Annotated in this window: 13 protein-coding genes and 2 pseudogenes; 12 read left to right on the forward strand and 3 right to left on the reverse strand. The window is 72.6% G+C overall.

Annotated features, from left to right (window positions below):
* Positions 1 to 12 precede the first annotated feature (12 nt).
* The 12 genes and pseudogenes from BM362_RS49685 to BM362_RS40975 form a co-directional block, all read left to right on the forward strand.
* Positions 13 to 222 (forward strand): annotated as a pseudogene (locus BM362_RS49685) (MbtH family protein); the annotation flags it as partial.
* Between the two features lie 413 nt (positions 223 to 635).
* Positions 636 to 1,760, forward strand: coding sequence for a glycosyltransferase family 9 protein (locus BM362_RS40930; protein WP_167545628.1), 1,125 nt, complete (start codon positions 636 to 638; stop codon positions 1,758 to 1,760).
* Positions 1,757 to 3,391 (forward strand): carbamoyltransferase C-terminal domain-containing protein, encoded by a 1,635-nt coding sequence (locus BM362_RS40935; protein WP_093576805.1) that lies wholly within the window; start codon positions 1,757 to 1,759, stop codon positions 3,389 to 3,391. The genes BM362_RS40930 and BM362_RS40935 overlap by 4 nt, the downstream gene beginning before the upstream one ends.
* On the forward strand, positions 3,388 to 3,657 hold the full coding sequence (locus BM362_RS40940) for a phosphopantetheine-binding protein (RefSeq protein WP_067594013.1): 270 nt from the start codon (positions 3,388 to 3,390) through the stop codon (positions 3,655 to 3,657). The genes BM362_RS40935 and BM362_RS40940 overlap by 4 nt, the downstream gene beginning before the upstream one ends.
* Positions 3,654 to 5,147 carry a D-glycero-beta-D-manno-heptose 1-phosphate adenylyltransferase gene (rfaE2, locus tag BM362_RS40945; RefSeq protein ID WP_093576806.1) on the forward strand — a complete coding sequence of 498 codons (1,494 nt, stop codon included), beginning with the start codon at positions 3,654 to 3,656 and terminating at the stop codon, positions 5,145 to 5,147. The genes BM362_RS40940 and rfaE2 overlap by 4 nt, the downstream gene beginning before the upstream one ends.
* A 4-nt stretch (positions 5,148 to 5,151) precedes the next feature.
* Positions 5,152 to 6,069, forward strand: coding sequence for an aspartyl/asparaginyl beta-hydroxylase domain-containing protein (locus BM362_RS40950; protein WP_067594004.1), 918 nt, complete (start codon positions 5,152 to 5,154; stop codon positions 6,067 to 6,069).
* Positions 6,066 to 7,853, forward strand: a complete 1,788-nt coding sequence (locus BM362_RS40955) for an ABC transporter ATP-binding protein (RefSeq protein WP_093576807.1) — start codon at positions 6,066 to 6,068, stop codon at positions 7,851 to 7,853. Before BM362_RS40950 ends, BM362_RS40955 begins: the two co-directional genes overlap by 4 nt.
* 22 nt (positions 7,854 to 7,875) lie before the next feature.
* Complete coding sequence (locus BM362_RS40960) at positions 7,876 to 8,439, forward strand: ankyrin repeat domain-containing protein (protein WP_093576808.1); 564 nt, start codon at positions 7,876 to 7,878, stop codon at positions 8,437 to 8,439.
* Positions 8,440 to 8,471: 32 nt separating this feature from the next.
* Complete coding sequence (locus BM362_RS40965) at positions 8,472 to 9,455, forward strand: aspartyl/asparaginyl beta-hydroxylase domain-containing protein (RefSeq protein WP_095213645.1); 984 nt, start codon at positions 8,472 to 8,474, stop codon at positions 9,453 to 9,455.
* Positions 9,452 to 10,612: pseudogene (locus tag BM362_RS40970) on the forward strand (DegT/DnrJ/EryC1/StrS family aminotransferase). The gene BM362_RS40965 and the pseudogene BM362_RS40970 overlap by 4 nt, the downstream one beginning before the upstream one ends.
* The gene (locus BM362_RS47975) at positions 10,609 to 12,165 is read left to right on the forward strand and encodes a VOC family protein (protein ID WP_167545629.1); all 1,557 of its coding nucleotides are present in this window, start codon (positions 10,609 to 10,611) and stop codon (positions 12,163 to 12,165) included. Before BM362_RS40970 ends, BM362_RS47975 begins: the two are co-directional and overlap by 4 nt.
* Positions 12,166 to 12,220: 55 nt before the next feature.
* Entirely contained in the window at positions 12,221 to 13,099 is an 879-nt protein-coding gene (locus BM362_RS40975) for a GNAT family N-acetyltransferase (RefSeq protein ID WP_167545630.1), read from the forward strand.
* Positions 13,100 to 13,106: 7 nt separating this feature from the next.
* Here BM362_RS40975 and BM362_RS47980 read toward each other — a convergent pair whose 3' ends face one another.
* Genes BM362_RS47980 through BM362_RS40990 form a run of 3 tightly spaced genes read right to left on the reverse strand, consistent with a single transcriptional unit; the run spans position 13,107 to position 18,369 of the window.
* Entirely contained in the window at positions 13,107 to 15,086 is a 1,980-nt protein-coding gene (locus tag BM362_RS47980) for a hypothetical protein (protein WP_093576811.1), read from the reverse strand.
* Positions 15,087 to 15,110: 24 nt separating this feature from the next.
* Complete coding sequence (locus tag BM362_RS40985; protein ID WP_093576812.1) at positions 15,111 to 16,865, reverse strand: carbamoyltransferase family protein; 1,755 nt, start codon at positions 16,863 to 16,865, stop codon at positions 15,111 to 15,113.
* Positions 16,866 to 16,908: 43 nt separating this feature from the next.
* Positions 16,909 to 18,369: a VOC family protein gene (locus tag BM362_RS40990; RefSeq protein WP_093576813.1), complete on the reverse strand. Its 1,461-nt coding sequence runs from the start codon at positions 18,367 to 18,369 to the stop codon at positions 16,909 to 16,911.
* Positions 18,370 to 18,662 lie beyond the last annotated feature (293 nt).

Raw genomic sequence — 18,662 nt, forward strand, 5'->3', positions numbered from 1 at the left:
AGGAGCGAAGCCATGACCGGCCCCACGGACGAGACGGCCGACGACCGCACGTACCACGTCGTGCGCAACGCCGAAGAGCAGTACTCGATCTGGCCCGCCGAACAGGAACTCCCGGACGGCTGGACGGTCGCGGGCAAGACCGGCGGCCGGGCGGAGTGCCTGTCCCACATCGACGAGGTGTGGACCGACATGCGGCCGCTGAGCCTGCGGCGGTTCATGGCCGAACATCCGGACGGGCTGGCCGAAGAAGCGGCCGAGGACCCGTACGCGGACACCCCGTCCCTGGTCGACCGGCTCAGCGACGGCGACCACCGGGTCGAGGTCTCGCTCCGCCCGGACCGCACCGCCGCCGCGTTCGGCGAGGCCGTCGAACGGGGTTTCGTCTTCCTCCGGTTCACCGGCACCGAAGGCGGCACCGAACTCGGGGTGGAACTGGTCGCCGAGGACTGCGTGCTGGCCGGCGCGGATTTCGCCGCGGGCACCGGGGAGGTCCGGCTCAGCGGGGTGCTGGAGCTGGACTTCGTGCCGGTCGCCTGCACCGCTTCGATCGATCTGGCCACTCTCGCCGGGCGGGGGAGCCTGGCGGTCCGTCCGGTGTGACGAAACCACGGAAAGCGGGAACGATGGTGTCGCAGATGTGCGTGTTCGCGCGGCTGGCCGGGCCGGGGCTCGGCGACCTCGTGCAGCGCAATATCGCGTTCTCCTTGCTGCGCAGGGCTTTCCCCTCGGCCGGGCTCACCGTCGTCACCGGCGCGACGGTGGCGGCGCGGTTCGCGGAGTTCTTCGGGCGGCACAGCTACGCCACCGGAGTGCTGCCGTGCCCCGATCCCGGCGAGCAGGACCCGAGAGGATGGGCGCGGTTCTCCGCGCGCCTGGCGGAGATCCGCCCGCAGGCGTGCTTCGTCGACCCGGACAGCAAGGGGCTGGGTGCTGCCGAGGCGCGGCGAGCCGGGATCCCGGTCCGGCTGGGCGTGCCGGCGCCCGGCGACGGCGAAGGCGACCTCACCCATCCGCTGCGGCTGCCGCGCCCGCTGTTCGGCAGGCCGGACCTGTTCGACCACGCCGCGGCGCTGGCCGCGGCGCTCGAGCTGCCGGGCCCGCTCCGCCCGGCCGAGGCGGTGCCGCCCTTGCCGCGCAGCGGCGAGCCGCCGCCGGAACTCGGACCGGCGGCTCCCCGGCTGGCTGTGCATCCCGGCGGCTCCTCGCAGTGGAACCGTCGCTGGCCGCTCGGGAACTACGCGGAGCTGTGCCGTCTCGCGGCGCGGCACACCGGCGCGGTCTGCTACCTGTTCGGCGACCGGTCCGAACGCGACGATCTGCACCGGCTCGCGGAAGCGATCGCCGCGCACCGGCCCGGGACCGGCGCCGAGGTGGTCGCGGACGCCGCGCTCGACCGGACGGCGAACCTGCTCGCCGAGATGGATCTGCTGCTCGGCAACGATTCTTCGCTGGCGCACGTGGCCGCGGCGGTGCGCACGCCCGCGGTCGTCCTGTACGGCCCGACCGGGACCGAGTTCCTCTGGGCTCGCGTCTATCCGCACCACACCGGGGTTTCCCTGCGCTATCCCTGCCAGTCCGCGACCAATCCGGCCGCCGCGCTCGCCGCCCGGAGCTGCGAGCACGACTGCGCCCTCGCGTACGTCTCGGCCGACGGCCCCTACCCGAAATGCCTGGCCGATCTCTCCGTGGACCGGGTGTGGGCGGCGGTCTCGCGGCGGCTCGGGCAGTCCAGGGCAGCGAGAATCGAGGCCCCGCTATGACCACCGGGCACCCCGTCCCGGACCGCGCGGTCCGGAACATCCTGGCGATCAACTTCAACCACGACGGCGCGGCGGTTCTGCTGTCGGACGGCCGGATGGCCGGTTTCGTCGCCACCGAGCGGTTCTCGCGGCGCAAGAAGCATCCCGGGCTGCGGGCGAGCGACCTGGCCGAACTGCTGGACCAAGCCGGGCTCGCACTGTCCGATGTGGACCACGTGCTGCTGTGCAACCTGCATTCGATGGACTCGCCGGACATCGCGCTGCTGCACGGATCCGACCTCAAGGAGACCTGGCTGGAGTTCTGGGTGGACCAGCGCAACGCGCGGGTCTCCCTCGACGGCGTCCGCATTCCGTGCACGGTGAACCCGGAGCACCACCTGCTGCACGCGGCCGCGAGCTTCTACACCTCGCCGTTCGACTCGGCGGTTTCGGTGGCCGTCGATCCCGCCGGCTGCCGCGCGTACCTGGGGCGGGGCACCAAGCTGGTGGCCCTTCGGCAGGACTTCGACACGTGGTTCACCGCCAACATCGGCTACTGCTACGTCGCCGAACTGCAGTTCGGGTCCAGCATCGTGGGCGCGGGCAAGGTGATGGGACTGGCCCCGTACGGCGCGCTCGACGACCCGGCGGCGTTCGATCCGGCCAAGCTCTCCCGGTTCGACGAGCTGGTCGCGCTGGCCGGGCAGGACCCGGTGCCGGTCGCGGTGGGGGACCGGGAACTCAACGCCCGCCTCTCCTACTACATCCAGCGCGGCCTCGACGTCCAGCTGCTGGCGCTGTTCGCCGAACTCGGCCCGATCGCGGCCCGCAACGGGGCCGGCCGGAACCTGTGCCTCTCCGGCGGAACCGCGCTGAACGTGGTCGCGACGGAGCCCGCGTTCGCCGCGTCCGAGTTCGAACGCGTCCACTTCCATCCCGCCTGCGGGGACGACGGGACCGCGATCGGCGCCGCCCTGTGGCATTGGCACCACGTGCTGGGCAATCCGCGGCGGGCGTACCGGAACACCGAGCTGATGTATTCGGTCCGGCAGTACCCGAAGGAGGCGGAGGAGCGCGCGCTGCGCGCGCACGCGGACGAGCTGTCGGTGGAGATCGTCGACGACTACGCGGGCCGGACCGCGGACCTGCTCGCCGCGGGCGCGGTCGTCGGCTGGTACGAGGGCGCGTCGGAGATCGGGCCCCGCGCGCTCGGGCACCGCAGCATCCTCGCCGATCCGCGGAGCCCGACGATGCGGGACCGGCTGAACGCGGAAATCAAGCAGCGCGAGCATTTCCGGCCGTTCGCTCCGTCGGTGCGCAACGAGCGGGCGGCCGAGTGGTTCGGACTGGCGGACAGCCCGTTCATGCTCCGCGCCGCTCCGGTGCGCAAGCCGTCGGTGCCCGCGGTCACGCACGTGGACGGCACCGCGCGACTGCAGACGGTCCGCCGCGAGGACAACCCGGTCTACTACGACCTGATCCGTGCGTTCGAAGACCGGACCGGGGTGCCGATGGTGCTGAACACGAGCCTGAACACCAAGGGCGAGCCGATCGCGGAAACCCCGGAGGACGCCGTGCGGACCCTGCTGGCCGCGGGACTCGACCACCTCGTCCTGCCGCACACCGTCGTGACGAGACGGAGGCGGCCGTGATCCGGGGACCGGCGTGGTTCCGGCGGCGCAGGCTGGAGCGGGAGCTGACCGAGGTGTGGTGCGCCGTGCTCCGGCGCGAGCGGATCGGCCGCACGGACCGTTTCGCCGACCTGGGAGGCGATTCGATCGCGGCCGTCCGGATCGTGAACGCGCTCGCCGACCGGCTCGGCACGGACCTGTCCGTGCGCGTCCTGCTGGAAACCCAGACCGTCGCGGGCATGGCCGAACGGGTGCTGGCGCCCGGCGACGGGGAGGCCGGACCGTGACCGGGGACCTGCTCGGGCTCGTGGCCGCCGTCCGGGGAACACGGGCGCTGGTGGTCGGCGACGCCATCGTGGACCGGTATCTCGTCGGCACGCCCGCCGGGATGTGCCGGGAGGCCCCGGTGCCGGTGCTCGACCTGACCGGCGCGCACGACCAGTGCGGCGGCGCGGCGAACGTGGCGGCCAACCTCCGCTCGCTCGGCGCCGAACCGCGGCTGCTCGCCGTGGCCGGAGCGGACCCGGCCGGGCGGCGGCTGCGCGCGGCGCTGGCGGCGGCCGGGCTCGGCTCCGGTCTCCTGGTGACCGACGAGTCGCGGCCGACCGCGGTCAAGCACCGGGTGCTGGCGCCGCGGCAGATGCTGCTGCGGATGGACGAGGGCGGCCGGGAACCGGTCGGCCGGCGCACCGCCGCGACGCTGGCCGCGCGGCTGGCCGAACAGCTGTCGTGGTGCGACGTGGTCATCGCCTGCGACTACGGCTACGGCGCCTTCACCGAAGAGGTGACCGAGGTGCTGGCGGCCTCGCGGCGGCGTCCGCTGCTCGTGGTGGATTCCCGGACCCCGGCCGCGTTTCGCGCGATCCGCCCGGACGCGGTCAAGCCGAACTACGCCGAAGCCGTCGCTCTCCTCGGGCAGCCCCCGCTGGGCCCGGAAGGCGACCGCGCTGGGCAGATCCAGGACCATGCCGGGCTGCTGCTGGAGCGCAGCGGCGCGGACCTGGCGGCGGTCACGCTGGACCGGGACGGCGCCGTGGTGCTGCAGGCCGGGCGGCCGAGCTTGCGCACGTACGCCGACGGGGAGGCCAAGACCACGGTCGGCGCCGGAGACACCTTCACCTCGGCGCTCGCGCTGGCGCTGGCCGCGGGCGCCGATCCGGGCGCCGCCGCGGAATTCGCCTCCGCGGCCGCCGACACGGTGGTGCGCAAACCGGGAACCGCGAACTGCGACCCCGCGGAACTGCGGCGCAGGCTCGCCGGCGCCGGCAAGATCCAGCCCGGCGGCGAACTCCCGGCCTGGCTGACCGACGTGCCGGGCCGGGGATCCCGCGTCGTGTTCACGAACGGCTGCTTCGACCTCCTGCACGGCGGCCACGTTTCCCTGCTCAGCCGGGCCAAGGCGTTCGGCGAACTGCTCGTGGTGGGCGTGAACTCCGACGAGAGCGTGCGCAGGCTCAAAGGCCCGGCCCGGCCGGTGCTCCCGCTGGCCGAGCGGATGCGGGTGCTGGCCGCGCTGGGCTGCGTCGACGTCGTGGTGCCCTTCGCCGCCGACAGCCCGGCGGAACTGATCGAACGGCTGCGGCCGGACGTCTACGTCAAGGGCGACGACTACACCCGCCAGACCCTGCCCGAAGCGCCGCTGGTCGAACGGCTCGGCGGGGTCGTCGAACTGCTGAGCACCGTCGGCGGGCTGTCCACCAGCAAGATCATCCGGGAGATCCGCGCTCTGTCCGCGGTGGACGAGCAGCGCGCGGGCCCGGACCGGAAGGGGGCGTGAACCGATGCGACCGGTCACCGGGGCCCGGCGCGGGAACGCGACGCGGCAGCTGTACTCCGACCTCATCGCGGCTCTGCTCGCCGAAGGCGACGAACCCGCGGCGCGGGCGTGCGCGGAACTCGCCGTCGCACAGGGCGTCTGGCGCCATCCCGCGCAGCGCCCCGTGCACTACGTGCCGTCCCTGCCGCCGATCCCGGTCTACGACCCCGGGCAGTTCTGGTTCACCGCCTACCTGCGCGAAAGCTATCCGCGGATCCGCGCCGAACTGGACACCGTCACCGACCCGGCGGCGCGCGGGTTCCTGCCGGTCGAGGAACCGCTGCTGGGCAAGGGACGCTGGGAGCAGGTGACGTTTTACGAGGCGGGGCACCGCTTCGCCGACGCCTGCGACCGGTTCCCGGTCACCGCGAGCGTCATCGAGGGCATCCCCGAGGCGAGCAGCGGCGGGCCCGGGGTGGTCACCCTGTCCTGGCTCCACCCGGGCGCGCACATCCGGCCGCACTGCGGCGGATCCAATGCGCGGCAACGGGTTCATCTCGGTCTCGTCGTCCCGGAAGGGCCGCGGATCCGGGTCGGCGACCGCGTGCTGCGCTGGCGGGAAGGCGACTGCCTGGTCTTCGACGACTCCTTCGAACACGAGGTCTGGCACGAAGGCACGGAACCGCGCGTCGTGCTGCTGCTCGACGTCTCGCACGCCGATCTCGACGAAAGCGTCCGGGACTGGATCCTGTCCGCCCGCACCGCCTTCGACGACCGGATCAAGGCGTACATGGGCGAGCGCGGGATCGAACGCGCCGAACTGGTCGAGGGCGTCCTGCGGCTCACCGCCGACAGCGGGGCGGCCAGCCTGGTCACCCGGCATCTGCGCGAGGTCGACGCCTCGGCGGTCGAGCTGAAGGACGGAAAGGTCAGGTACGAGTGACGACGACCGCTCCGCCCCCCGGCGAGCCCGGGCCGGACCAGCCGCCGCGGCGGTTCGGCTGGTCGCGGCTGCCCGCGCTGCTGCGGCTGGGCCCGGGACTGCGCCTGGCGCTGGCGGGGCTGCTGATGCTGGAGCTGTTGTCCTACGCCACCGTGCTGGTGCAGCCGCAGGTGGTGAAATGGCTGCTGGACTCGGTGTCGCGGGGCGCGAGCTTCGTGCCCGCCCTGCTGACGCTCGCCGCGGTCGCCCTGTGCTCCGGAGTCCTGATCGTCACCAGCAGCTACCAGCTGGGCAAGCTCGGCCAGCGGATGGTGCTCGGCGCGCGGGCGGGCATGATCGACGCGCTGCTGCGGGCCAGGGTCAGCACGGTGCAGCGGCGTCCGATCGGGGACGTGCTCTCGCGGATCGGCAGCGACACCACGCTGTTGCAGCACGCGCTGTCGGAGGCGCTGGTCCGGGGCGCGGTCGCCCCGGTCGTGCTGCTCGCCACCGTGGTGCTGATGGCGCTGAGCGATCTGACGATGGTGCTGGTGCTGCTGGCGGTCGTGGCCGTGGGCGCCGGGGTGGAATGGCTGATCCTGCACCGGCTGGCGAAGGCGACCGAAGCGGCGCAGGCCGGGGTCGGCGAGATGCTCACCGGGCTGCAGCGGGTCCTGCTCGCCTTCCGGACGGTCAAGGCGTTCGGCACCGAGGCGGACGAGGCCCGCGCCGTCGTCGGGCAGGCCCGGCTCGCCTGCCGGCAGGGGGTGCGCGCGGCGGGCTGGAACGCGGTCGTCGGCGGCACCGGCTGGGTGCTGATGGACATCATGTTCCTGACCGCGCTGGGGATGGGCGGGGCCCGGATCGCCTCCGGGGCGATGTCGGTCAGCGATCTCGTCGCTTTCCTGTTGTACGTCACGTATCTGCGCACGCCCTCGGCCGCGCTGACGCAGGCCGCGAGCGCGATGTCGGAAGGGCTCGCGGCGCTGGCCAGGATCGAGCAGATCCAGCACATCCCGGCCGAACCCGACGACCAGGACGCGTCCGCCGAACCGGAGCCCGCGCCCGCCGACGACGGGGTCCCGGCCGGGATCGCGCTGGACGGGGTGTGGGCGGGCTACGAGGACCAGCCGGTGCTCAGCGGCGTCTCGGTGCACGTTCCCCGCGGCCTCACCGTCGTGACCGGGCCGTCGGGGATCGGCAAGACCACGGTGCTCAACGTGGTCGAGCGTTTCCTGGAACTGCGGCGGGGCCGGGTGCTGCTGGACGGCGTCGACATCAGGGCCTTCCAGCGCGGCGAACTGCGGCGCAGGCTCGCCTACGTGGAGCAGGACGCGCCGCTGCTGGGCGCGACGATCCGCGAGGCGGTCGGCTACGGCGCGGCGAGCCCCGGCGAGACGGAACTGCTCGACGTCGTGCACGCGGTCGGGCTCGCGGACTGGGTCGCGAGCCTGCCCGACGGGCTGGACACCGCCATCGGCGAGCGCGCGGTCGCGGTCTCCGGCGGGCAACGGCAACGGCTCGCGGTGGCTCGGGCGCTGCTGCGCCACGCCGACGTCCTGCTGCTCGACGAAGCGACCTCGCAGCTCGACGCGGACAGCGAGGAGACCCTGCTGCGGACGATCGCCGAACAGGCGAGGGTGCGCATCGTGCTGGCCGTGAGCCATCGCATGACCGTGGCCAGCCAGGCCGACCTGGTGATCGTGCTCGATGAAAGCGGCGTGCGCGCGGCCGGGTCGCACCGTGAGCTGCTTCGCTCCGATCCCTTGTACCGCAGGCTCGCGAGCACCGGCGGAACGCGATGACCGATCGAACCGAGGAGTCCTGATGACAGCGGGCAAACGGCGGCGCGGCGCACTGGCCGCCGCGAGCAAGACCGGCGACAGCGAGAAGATCCGCGAGCTGGCGCCGACCGGCGAGGAGCTTTCCGCGCGGGACGAGGACGGGTGGAGCGCGCTGGACTGGGCCGCCGGGCACGGCGATCCGGCGACGGTGGCCGCGCTGCTCGCGGCAGGCGCGGATCCGCTGGCCAAAGCCGAGGACGAGCGCACCCCTTACGACATCGCGTTGGCGGCCGGTCATCGCGAAGCGGCCCTCCTGCTGCGCGAGAGCGCGGGCGGCGAAACCCGGTCGCCGGGCTGGACGCCGTACTGCCGCGCCTATCCGCTGAGCGCGGTGCGCGCCTACCCCGGCTGGCCCGAGGACGCGGGGGAGCGGACCGAGGAGTTCGTCTACCTGCACGACGATTTCACCGTGACCGCCGCGATCTGGCCCGGCGAGGACGTCGTGTTCGCGGCGGTCACGCCCGAATGGGAACGGTTCTGCCGCGACGAACTGGGATTCGCGGCACCCGACGACCTCGACCTCGTCCCGGAGGCGGACCGCGGCTGACCCGCGCGGCATCTCGAGAAAGGAAGTCAGCGATGACCGAAAACCAGGGTGCGGGCACTTCCGGCACGGTCGGTGCGCGCGCGTATCTCGAGCAGATGGTCCGGCGCTACTACGCCAGCCTGATCGACGCCTGGCACTACGCGGGCGACCCGGAGAAGGCAATGGAATGCGCGGCCGCCGCGGTCCGGCAGGGGGTGTGGGACCAGCCCTTCCAGCGGGCCCGGGAACACATCCCCGGCCTGCGCGCGCGGCCGGTGCACGACGCCGGGGAGTTCTGGTTCACCGCCTACCTGGAGGAGAACTACCCGCTGATCCGGGCGGAGATCGAGCAGGTGCTCGACACCCCGCTCGACCCGGTCGTGCCGACCACCGACGACGCCGGGCTGATCCGCAAGGGCGCGTGGAAACAGGCGCACCTCTACCGGGACGGCCGGTGGCAGACCCGGATCTGCTCGCGGTTCCCGGTCACCACCGGCATCCTGGACAAGGTCCCGGACGTCACCGCGCTCAGCCCCGGCGTGATCACCGTGTCCCGCGTTTCCCCGGGAACGCACATCATGCCGCACTGCGGGCCGACGAACGCGCTGCTGCGGATCCACCTGCCGATCACCGTTCCGCCCGGGGTGAGCATCCGCGTCGCGGACCGGGAAATGCGGTGGCAGGAAGGGAAATGCCTCGTCTTCGACGATTCGTTCGAACACGAGGTGCACCACCGCGGCACCGAGGACCGCGTGGTGCTGATCCTGGACGTGCTGCACCCGGACCTGGCGGGCGACCACCAGGAACGCCTGCTGCGGCGGCAGCGGAACTTCGAGGAGCAGATCGTCGCCTTCATGCGGGAACGCGGCCTGGCGCGCGTGCGGGTCCGCGACGGGGAGATCGCCCTGACCCCGGACGACACGGTGCGGCAGCTGGTCGCGACCTACCTGTCCGGCACCGGGATCACCGGCGCCGAACTCGACGGCGACCAGGTGCGCTGGGAGCGCGCGGACGCGTCGGCGGGAGCGCCCCGATGATCAACCTGTTCGAGCCGGTCCTCGGCGAGGAGGAGCTGGCGGCGATCGGCGAGGTGTTCGCCGACGGCTGGCTGGGCAAGGGAAAGCGGACGCGCGCGTTCGAAGCGGCGTTCGCGGATCATCTCGGCGTGGCCGAAGAACAGATCGTCTCGGTGAACTCGTGCACCGAAGGGCTGTTCCTGGCGACGGAGCTGCTGGAGATCGGGCCGGGCGACGAAGTGGTGCTGCCTTCGGTGAGCTTCGTCGGCGCGGCCAACGCGGTGGCGGCGCGCGGCGGCAAACCGGTCTTCTGCGACGTCGACGCCGACACGCTGAACCCCGGCACCGCCGAGATCGCGCGCCGGATCGGCCCGGCGACCAAGGCCGTGCTGGTGCTGCACTACGGCGGCTGTCCCGGCGACGTGGCGACGATCGCCGCGCTGTGCCGGGAACACGGGATCGCCCTGGTGGAGGACGCGGCTTGCGCGGTGGCGTCCCGCGCGGCCGGGACCGCCTGCGGGACCTTCGGCGACCTCGGCGTGTGGAGCTTCGACGCGATGAAGATCCTGGTCACCGGCGACGGCGGGATGCTCTACGCCAAGGACCCCGCGCTCGCCCGGCGGGCCGCCGAACTGGCCTATCTCGGCCTGCGCCAGCTCAGCGGCTACGCCGAGGCCGGAACCCGCAAGCGCTGGTGGGAATTCGACGTCGGCCCGTTCGGCCGTCGTTCGGTGACCAACGACATCTGCTCGGCGATCGGCATGGTGCAGCTGGGCAAACTGCCGTCGTTCGTCCGGCGCCGCCGCGAGATCTGCCGTCGCTACGACGCCCGGCTCGCGGCGGTGCCCGGGCTGCGCGTCCCGCCGCGGATGCCGCCGGGACACGAAAGCTCGTACTACTTCTACTAGGTCCGGATGGACTCGCGGATCCGCGACGACGTCGCGGCGCGGTTGCACGAACGCGGGATCTACACGAGTTTCCGTTACGCGCCGCTGCACCTGCTGCCCGCCTACGGGGCGCCGCGGCCGGAACTCCCCGGCACGGAACGGGCCGCGGCGGAAACCCTGTGCATCCCGCTGCACCACGGGCTCGACGACCGGGAAGCCGACACGGTGGCGGACGAACTCGCCGCCGCGGTCGCCGAATTCGGCGCGGCGAGGGAAAGGACGGAACCGTGAACCGGGCCCGGAAAGCGGCGAAGCTGGCGCTCGGCGGCGGCGAAGGCGTGCCCTGCCTGTGGGTGGGCGATCTGGACCGGGCGGTGTCGTTCTACCGCGACCGGGCGGGCTTCCGCGAGACGGAACTCCTCGGCGGCCAGCGGCCGCACGCGGCGCTGGCCTCCGGGCACGGCGCCACCGTGCTGCTCCGGGCGGCGGGGGACGAGGAGCGGGAAAGCCGGCGCCGCCGATCGGGGAATTCCGACTGGGACGCCCTGTTCTTCGTCGGCGACCTCGACCGGGTCGCGCGCGAACTGCGCGACGGCGGCGTCCGGATCGAGGTCGGCATCGGCGTCTCGGCGGTGGCGTACCGGACGCTGGAGATCCGCGACGAGTGGGGCAACGCGCTGGCGTTCGCCGAAGCGGCCGGGGGATGGCGGCCCGCGACGCGGGAGCTCGCCGAACGGGTGATCCCGGCGCGGCTGCGGACTTCGCTGCGGGACCGGAAGTTCGCCAGGCAGGAGCGACCGGAGCACGCGAGGTTCGCCCGGTTCCACGCGGAGCTGCCCGACCGGCGGGACCCGGTGTACATGTTCTTCACCAAGGGTTTGCTGCACTGGGTGGCCGCCTCGGCGAAGCACATTCCGCCCGAGGTGAACCTGGTGTTCTTCGGCTCGGGCCTGCCTGCCGAAGAACAACGATGGCTGAGCGAGCACCTCGGCCGTCCGGTGTTCAACTCCCAGCTGGAAATCGACGACAACACCGCGTGGGAGATCCTTTTCGCGGCCAACACGACGAACTTCGGCTACGTGGACATCGACTGCTTCGTGCTCGACCCGCGGGTGTTCGCCGACCTCGCCGCCATCGGCGACGACGTGGCGGTCAACGCGGCCTGGACCTATCCGGCGGCGCCCGGGGTCCCGGTCGCCTGCACTCATCTCGTCTTCCTCAACGCCGGGATCATCGCGAAACTGCGGGACAGCGGCCGGTATCTCTCCCCGGCCAACTACGCCTGGGACGGCGGCATGGTCCCGCTGCTGCACCACCGGACGTACTGCCGCGTTCCGACTCCGGAGCAACGGCGGCTGCTGCTCGAAGTGCTGCCCGCCGACGAGCGGGGGTTGCCGAAAGCCCCGGGCGAGGCGCCGTTCTTCGACACCTTGATCGGCTACCAGATCGCCGCCGCGGCGGCGGGGTACCGGACCCGCGCGGTCCGGCCCCTCGCGCACCGCACGCAGGCTATGTTCGCGGAGGCGGCGGCCGCCGGGAAACACGTGTGGCAGCAGGATTTGTCCGACGAACTCGTGCACATCGGCGGAATCAGCTACTACGGCCGCTATTTTCACGCTGCGGAGTTCCGCAAGCTCTACCTGGCCGCAGAATATTCCGTCCTGCGCGCGTCGGTGGACCGCCTGCCGCCCGGATACCGGGAACGGCGGTCCACGATCGAACGGCAGCTGCGCGAGGCCGGCCTGGATCCCTTGCTGGCACGGGAATTCATCCGCGAGCACCTGGTGGCCGACCGCGGGATCGGCGCGGAGGCGGCCGACCGGATCCTCGGCGGGCCGGAATAGCCCCCGGTCAGTATGCTGGCCGCCGCTGCCGCACGGCGACCAAGGACGGAACTCGGTGGAACTGAAGACCTCCCGGCTGGACCTGACGCCGCTGGACCCCGAAGAGCACGCCGACGCCCTCCACGCGGCCTACGGCGATCCGGCGGTGATGTCGTGGTGGACCCGGCCCGCGACCTCGACCGAGGCGGAGACCCGGCAGCTGCTCGCCGCGGACGCCGCGCAGCCGGGCGCCGCCCTCTGGGCGATCCGGCGGGCAGGCGACCCGGCCGCGATCGGAATGGCGGGCCTGCTCGGCGGCACCGCGGTCCCCGGGCTGAGCTGGATACTGGCCGAATCGGAGTGGGGACACGGTTTCGCCACCGAAGCGGCCTCCGCGATCGTCGAGCACGCCTTCGGCGCCGCCGGGCACGACCGGGTCGAAGCCTGGGTCGAATCGACCAACACCCGCTCGATCGCCGTGTGCCGGAAGATCGGCCTGACCGAACGAGGACGGCTCGCCCAGCGGTACGAGCACCGCGACCGCCCGCACGAGATGATCGTGCTCGGCCGGGCGCGGCATCCGGAGCCGACCTCGGTGCTGCACCTCGAACCGGTGCTCCCGGTGACCGACGTCGCGGCGACGACCGAACTGCTGCGCGCCGCGCTGGCGGGCCGGGTCTCCTTTTCGGCGGGCGAACCGCCCGAGGTCGCCGGGATGGTCTTCGGGCCGTGGAGCGCCGGGCCGAGCGTCCAGTTCGTCCGGAAGCCGCGCGGGGAGTGCGCGCCGGTGGTCCTGACGCTCGACGTCGTCGCGGGGTTCGACGAGCTGTACGCCGCGGTGACGGCGGCCGGGACGGCGGGAGTCGAGCCGCCGGTCCGCGAGCCGTGGGGGCGGCGCGAGTTCGCGTTCCGCCTGCCGGAGGGGCACCGGATCGTGGTGAGCACGCCGGGGTGAGCGCGGGTCACCCGGAAGCGGCGCCCGGGTTCCTCAGCAGAACGCGCGCTTCGAACAACTCCCCGAAGACCGGCAGCACGGAAGGGAATTCCCCTCGTTCGAGAGCCTCGGCGTCGGCCCGATGGCACGCGGCGGGGTCCGGCGCGGGGACCGGCCACCGCACGCCCGTCTGGTTGACGCCGCGCCGGGTCAGCCGGCCGTCCACCGCCGCGGCCGTCGAAGTCCACTGGGGACAGCTCGGCAACGTCGCCACGACGGCCCCGTTGACCAGCAGGTCCGCGGTCGTGCCCGCTGGCGCGTCCGGCATCCGGTAGGTCACCGCCAAGGTGAGATCCCCGGGGCGCGCGAGAGCGAACGCGAACACCGACCGCCGAGCCATCCCCCGGTGGTAGGCGAGCGGCGGCCGCCAGTTCGGGAGCGGATGCCCGTCGGCGGTGGGGCTTTCGAGCAGATCGGCGTCGCGATCGCTCCCGGGCGCCGATTCGAAGAGTTCGCCGAGGCATTCCCGCAGAGTCCACAGTTCGGGCGGCACGCACCGGGTCTGCACCAGGCCGGAGAGAAACGGCAGCAGCTCCGCGGCCTCGGCCAGCCGCAACGCGGCCGGATGCGTCCACAATGGACGCGGCGCGTCCAGCAGCGCCAGCGTGCCCGCCAGGACCGGACCCACACCGGGGTCGGCGTCGACCGCGGCGCGCAGCCGATTCAGCACCGGAAGCACCGGCTGGCCTTGGAAAGCGATGTGCGCGGCGGCGTGCGCGTGGCCGAAGGCCCGCAGCCGCCGGTCCGGTCCGGGGCCGGGCGCCGTGGTTCCGGGAGGGCTGCCGGTGACGGCGTCGGCGACCGCGGCCATGGCGCGTTCGATGCCGGGGCCGGAAAGGTGGCAGTAGTCGTGGAACAGGTCCGGGTCGGGCAGTCCGGGGGCGCCGAAGACGGTGCGCAGGTCGACACACCGCCAGCCGCGGTCGCGGGCGAAGGACGCGAGCAGGTCCTGGACCGGCCGGGTGATCCTGGGGACGTGCCGGACGAACAGTCCGCACACCGCGTCCCGGGAGTCCTCGAACGCCGCCCGCGCCGCCGCCTCGTCGCCCGTCGCCAGCGCCGCCCGGCCGCGCAGCCAGCCAGGGATCGAACTGGTGCCCTGATCGAGCGCGGCCATGGCCGCGGCCAGGGGGGCGATCTCCGCCCACCGCCCGGTTTCGGCGGCGTGCCCGGCCCGGTCCTTCAGGTCGTGCCAGGAGGCGAGCGCGGCGGGCGGGAGCACCGGGGTCTCGATGTCGGCGGGCGGAACCCAGCCGCGGAGATTGAACTCGGGCACCACGACGACCACCTCGGCCGGGCACCGTTGCCGAAGCGCGGCGAGGCGCTCCAGGAACCCTTGGGCATATGCGTGCGTGACCACGGAAAGGAACCGTTCCCGGAGCGCGGCGTACCCGCCTTCCCGCAGCGCGTCCGCGAGCGTGTCGCGCACTTCGATCTCCCCGGCCAGGCCGAGCCGGAAGAACGGTTCTGCCCAGTTGTTCCCGGCGAAGGCGATCACGACGTCCGGAGCCGCCAGGTCCAGCCGGTCGACGAGGGTGTTCAGGACGGCTCCGGTCGCGCCGGTCTTGGCGAGGTCGACGCATTGGTAGCCCTCGCCGCCCAGCTGGCGTTGCAGCACTTGCCCGCAGCTTTGCCCGTGCTCGAACGGCCAGCCCCGGGCCGCTGATTCGCCGATCAGCACGACCCGCCGGGCATCCCCGGCCGGCGGCAGGTACTCCACCGGGGCCCAGGATTCGAGTTCTTCGGGCGGCCAGTCCGTCCGGCGCAGCGCGGTGTCCGGTTCGACCCGCCACGGCCCGAGTTCCGGAATCCGCTCGCCCGCCGGTCCGGGCCGCTGCCGCCGGACGGCCAGTTTCTGGAGTTCGGCCAGGATCTGGGCGCCGGCGGCGTCGCCGAGCAGCGCGGCGAGCCGGTCCGCCCTCTGCCGGAGGGGTTCCGTCGCGGGCATGGGCACCTGCTTCCCGGGAAGGCGTCAGACGAAGCTGTACACGGTGGTGCGCTCCCGCGGCGGCGAGGCGGGGATCAGGCCGACGAGCCGGTCCCACCCGTCCGGAAGATCCCGGGCGCGCACCAGCAGGTCGCCGAGGACGAGAGCGTCGAGCCCGCAGCGGACGAACGCGGCCAGCGCGTCCGCGGGAGTGCACACGATCGGTTCTCCCCGCACGTTGAACGAGGTGTTGAGCAGGATCGGGTAGCCGGTGCGCTTCCCGAACGCGGTCAGCAGGCCGTGGAAGCGCGGATCGACCGCGGCGTCGACGGTCTGCAGCCGGGCCGAACCGTCGACGTGGGAGATCGCGGGCAGCGCGGCGGGGTCGAGGACCCGCGCGGTATCGAGCATGAACGGCGCCGGGCCGGTCCAGGCGAAGAACTCGGGACAGCGGTCGGCGGCCACGGCGGGGGCGAACGGCCGGAAGGACTCGCGTTTCTTCACCAGCGCGTTGATGCGGTCGCGCATCCGGGAGTCCCGGGGATCGGCGAGGATCGACCGCGCGCCCAGCGACCGGGGGCCGAATTCCATGCGGCCCTGGAACCAGCCGATGATCTCGCCCCCGGCCAGCAGCTCCGCCGCGGTGTCCAGCAGTCCGGTCTCGTCCCCGGCGAACGCGAGGTAGGGGACGCCCGCGATGTCGAGGCCTGCCCGGACCTCGTCGGCCGGATAGGCCGGGCCGAGGCGGGCGTCGGTCATCCGCTCCCGCACATACGTTCCGGTCAGCCGGTGGTGCACCAGCGCGGCGGCGCCGACGCACCCGCCCGCGTCGCCCGCCGCGGGCGGGACGAAGAGGTCGCGGAACGGCCCGTCGCGGCGGAGCCGGGTGTTCGCCACGCAATTCAGCGCGACACCGCCCGCGTAGCTGAGGTTTTCCGATCCGGTGCGCTCGTGCAGATGACGCGCCTTCGCCAGCAGGATTTCTTCGAGCACGATCTGCAGACTGCGCGCGAGGTCCTGATGGACGGTCTCGATCTCGTCGTCCGGCCGTCGCGGCGCAACGGGCAGCAGGTCGGCCAGCGCGTCGGTGTACATCCGGTCCGGCCGCCGGAAGTCGAAGTACTCCGGGTCGAGCCGGAACTGGCCGCCGGGCAGGTCGGCGACCAGCGTGCGCAGCGTCTCGGCGCAGGTGCCTTCGCCGTACGGAGCGAGGCCCATCACCTTGTACTCGTCGCTGTTGACCTCGAACCCCAGGTACGAGGTGAGCGCGCTGTAGAACAGCCCGAGCGAATCCGGGAACGCGACCTCCTCGAAGAGTTCGATCCCGTCCGGACCGGCGCGGCCGTAGCTCGTCGTCGTCCACTCGCCGACCGCGTCGGCGGTCAGCAGGGCGGATTCGGCGAACCCGGAGAAGTAGAAGGCGCTCGCCGCGTGCGATTCGTGGTGGGTGACCGGGACGACCTCGCCGGAGTAGCCGAGCAGCTCGCGGATCTCCCGGAACGGCCGGTCGGCGTCGAGCCGGAACAGGGTTTCCGGACTGCTCTGCGGCAACTCGGGCAAGCCGTTCCACAGCTGACGGCCCAGCCGCGCGACGGGATCCTCGTAGTAGGCGACGCGGTCGATGTCGGCGATGCCGATCCCGGCCTGGCGAAGGCACGCGCGAAAAGCGTGGGCGGGCATCGACGCGTCGTACCGCCGCCGGGTGAACCGCTCCTCCTGCGCGGCGGCCGCCAGCCGTCCGTCGATCAGCACAGCGCACGCCGAATCGTGGTACAGAGCCGAAATCCCGACGACGATCACGCGAGGCTCACCTGCCTGTCCCTTCGCTTGGCGGCGGTCGAGGTCATCCCGGTCCTCCGGCGGGCTCCTGGCGTCCGACCGCGAGCGCGGCGGCGTGCGGAGACAGCCCCCGTTCCTCGACCAGGTGCCGCGTGCAGAGGTCTGCGACAGATTCCTCGGCGATGCCTTGCGCGGCCAGCGTTTCGGTCACCGCGGCCAGCCTCCTGCCGTACCAGTCGGGCAGCGTGGCGGCGACCGGGGCGAGCGCCAGGTACTCGGCCAGCAGATAGCGGAGCCGGACCTCGGCGTCGTGGAAGTATCCGCTGAATTCTTCGAGCACGTCGGCGTGCCCGAGCCCGGCGATGTACATCAGCTCGTCCGAACTCTCGTCTCCCGCCGTCGCGCCCTGCGGCGTGCCGTAGCCGGAAAGCTCGCGCACCTGGGAGATCCGCTTCCCGAGGGTGCGAGCGGCGAGCTGGTACAGGACGGTCGGTTCGTAGAAGGCCATCCCGCCGGGGACGGCCGGGCCCGCCAGTTCGCGCAACGCCCGCGACGGAGTCCTGCTGTAGCAGCGCCGCCCCTCGACCTGCCGGTTGAACCGTTCGCGGGCGTAGACGCCGGGACCGACGTCGATGCCCGCGTCCCGCACCTCGGCGATCGTCCCGGCGCTGAAGAACGCGAGATGGGTGTTGGCGATCGGGAAACCGGCTCCGGAGTCCCACGACCACGCGCAGGCGACCGAAGTGTCCCGGCCGAGCGCGGACAGTTCGGCGAAGAGACCCGGGTTGAGCACGAGGCATCCCGGCTCCAGCCAGCCGAAATCGTCCCCGGCCGCGGCGAAGAGGAACTCCAGCACGCCCGCGTCGTCCATCCGGAGGTCGATGTGGTGGAAGGGACGGCCGAGATTTTCCCGCACCCAGGCGCGTTCGGCGGACGGGAGAGCGGAACCGAGCAGCACGAGGGGAACGTCGCCGGGGACGAGCCCGGCGGTTTTCCCCGCCCAGTGCAGGAGTCCTTCGGTGAAGTGGAGGAAGTAAGCCCCGGACGTCCGAGGCCGCGCGCGCAGAAACTCGCGGAACGCCAGGAGCCCGCGGTGTTCGGCGCGGGCGGTCCGGCTCCGGTCGAGCGCGCGGCGCGCGGTGTCGAGCGGCTCGGCGATCCGGCGCCGGAGCGCGGAAACCCCGCCCGCCGGGCCCACGGCGATCACATTGCCGTAGCAGTCCCGGAAACCGTACGAGCAGTCCGGCCGCGCCGTGCCGGGGCCGACCAGATGCGCGCCCCGGTCGTCGAGCCTGCGGCGCAGTATTTCCGGTTGCGCGACAAGGATGACCGCGTCCGGCACCGGTGGGTCTTCGGCGCGCGGCCCGGCTCGGAGCGCGAGGAAAACGCCGTGCCCGTGCAGCAGCGCCGCTTGGCCGGAGACGGTGACCGGGGCGAAACCGAAAAAGGTACGGTAGTAATCGACGGCCTTGCCCACGTCGCCGACCTGGAGACAGGGAACTCCGGACGGCCGGTGAACGCGCATTCCATCCTCCTGCCGCCGACGAGAAGCGCGTTGTCGAGAGTAGTACTTTTCGCGGACGCGGGCGATAGCCTTTCCGGGTCAGCCGCACCGAAAATACCCGTGCCGGCAACGAAAATGGCGAGAGAACGGTGCGGCGGCCGTCTCCGCGACGGGCGACCGGGTGAACCGCGGATCACCTCATCGCCGGACCCGCGGCGATGATCGGTGACGGTGCGCCGATCACGGCAGCGGATTCTCCTCCGTCCGGATCCGGATCCGCCCCGGCGAAAGCATCCGCCGGGTACCCGCCGTCG

Origin of the sequence: Amycolatopsis rubida (assembly GCF_900115345.1) — a bacterium.
GTDB lineage: Bacteria > Actinomycetota > Actinomycetes > Mycobacteriales > Pseudonocardiaceae > Amycolatopsis > Amycolatopsis rubida.

Coding starts and splice junctions, on each gene's coding strand:
- BM362_RS40930 (WP_167545628.1), top strand. CDS start 636: ATGTGCGTGTTCGCGCGGCTGGCCGGGCCGGGGCTCGGCGACCTCGTG.
- BM362_RS40935 (WP_093576805.1), top strand. CDS start 1,757: ATGACCACCGGGCACCCCGTCCCGGACCGCGCGGTCCGGAACATCCTG.
- BM362_RS40950 (WP_067594004.1), top strand. CDS start 5,152: ATGCGACCGGTCACCGGGGCCCGGCGCGGGAACGCGACGCGGCAGCTG.
- BM362_RS40960 (WP_093576808.1), top strand. CDS start 7,876: ATGACAGCGGGCAAACGGCGGCGCGGCGCACTGGCCGCCGCGAGCAAG.
- BM362_RS40965 (WP_095213645.1), top strand. CDS start 8,472: ATGACCGAAAACCAGGGTGCGGGCACTTCCGGCACGGTCGGTGCGCGC.
- BM362_RS47980 (WP_093576811.1), bottom strand. CDS start 15,086: ATGCCCGCGACGGAACCCCTCCGGCAGAGGGCGGACCGGCTCGCCGCG.
- BM362_RS40990 (WP_093576813.1), bottom strand. CDS start 18,369: ATGCGCGTTCACCGGCCGTCCGGAGTTCCCTGTCTCCAGGTCGGCGAC.